A 1,411-nucleotide genomic window follows, 5' to 3' on the forward strand; every position below is an offset into this window, starting at 1 on the left:
CCGCAGCCACCCTCACCGTGGTGGCCCGCCGTTGTTCCCCCGGACCCCACGGCCCCACCGCCCCACCCACCCCACCGGCTGTCACAGAACGTCATCGGTGGCGTTTCCGCCGGCGCCGGAACCCACCCTCACACGCGCTACTCACAGCGACGAAACAGCAGCCGGGCCCGGATCCTCACACCACCACCGGCCCCAGCCCCCCGCACCCCGTCTCACACCGTCTACCTGCACAAACAGACTTTGCGGGTCACCCTGCCATGGCGACACGCTTACCCACATTGGGCCATAGATAGTCGCTTCCTCCCCGAGTAGTCGCGCGGCCTTCATCGCRGTGGTTCGGTGCGGAGTCCGCCCCTTCGTGATCCATCGTTCAACCGTTTTCGCGTCGACACCCAGAGCCTCACCGAGCGTGGGCGGTGTCYAGCTACGGCGAGTGAGCGCGGTTCGCAATCTTTCGTTGGGCACGTTGCGGCTCCCGAGACCGAGGGCATGGGACGTTTCGATCTTAGAACGTCCCAGCATGTCCCTTGCGGGGGGTGACCGCGTCCCTCGCTATCTGTCATGTTCTGTCGTAGGGCGCTTCGGGTCACCTTGGGCTACACACGACGGGGTGCCCTACCTAGACGTCCCCGGGTGTGCTGCCGCCGACGATGCCGGTGCGCCCGGGGACACCCATGTGAGCCGCGAGGGGGACGGGATGCCGTACATAAAGATCGTTTACAAGGGGGCCGCGCCGACCACGACCTACATGCAGTGGGCTCCGGTCGTGGCGGCCGGTCTGCGGCGGATCGTGGGCGAGGCTCTGGAGGAACCGGGGGTGGCGTCCGTGGAGCTGACGGACGACGCGGGCTCACGCGTTCTGGTTGCGGAGAAGCCACGCGATCTTCTTGCTTTGGAGTGCGGGGGATGCTGAACGCAGCTGCGATCAGGGACCTTCCGCCATGTTGAAGATCTTGGTTCGTTATGAGGATGATCGAGGGCCGTCCGCAACCATCGCGAGTCCGGACGTGCTCCGTAACGCCGACCTTCCGGCGCTGGCCTCGCGGTTGCTGCGGATGCTTCCGGCGGTCGAACGGGTGCAGATCTTCGATGGTGAACGGCCGGTCGCCGATACCGCCTCGCGGGGGCAGGGTGAGGTGAGTCGGGGCTCATGCCGTTCGTCCGGCTGATCGCGGCGCCTGGTAGGGCCGGAGCGTTGTACTACGTTCCTGCGTGGAAGGCCCGAAGGATGGACCTTCCCGACGCGGCCCGGCGTGCGCTGGTCGAAGATCCGACTGTGACCCGCGTCGACCTGCTGTCGGATACCTACGAGGTAGAGCAGATGATCAACAGAGAGTAGCTGCCTCGTCGTAAGTATTCGGCGATGGCGTGGAGGGGCTGGTTCCGCCGTGTGGCGGTGTCGTGGCTGTGG

At 66.1% G+C, this 1,411-nt stretch carries 2 protein-coding genes; both read left to right on the forward strand.

Annotated features, from left to right (window positions below):
- The first annotated feature begins 697 nt into the window (after positions 1-697).
- Positions 698-913 (forward strand): hypothetical protein, encoded by a 216-nt coding sequence (locus KBI5_RS24750; protein ID WP_133057169.1) that lies wholly within the window; start codon positions 698-700, stop codon positions 911-913.
- Positions 914-941: 28 nt separating this feature from the next.
- A complete protein-coding gene (locus KBI5_RS24755; RefSeq protein ID WP_023842163.1) occupies positions 942-1,169 on the forward strand; it encodes a hypothetical protein in 228 nt (75 codons plus the stop codon).
- The last annotated feature ends 242 nt before the right edge of the window (positions 1,170-1,411 follow it).

This window comes from Frankia sp. KB5 (assembly GCF_002099325.1).
Lineage (GTDB): Bacteria > Actinomycetota > Actinomycetes > Frankiales > Frankiaceae > Frankia > Frankia casuarinae.

Coding starts and splice junctions, on each gene's coding strand:
- KBI5_RS24750 (WP_133057169.1), top strand. CDS start 698: ATGCCGTACATAAAGATCGTTTACAAGGGGGCCGCGCCGACCACGACC.
- KBI5_RS24755 (WP_023842163.1), top strand. CDS start 942: ATGTTGAAGATCTTGGTTCGTTATGAGGATGATCGAGGGCCGTCCGCA.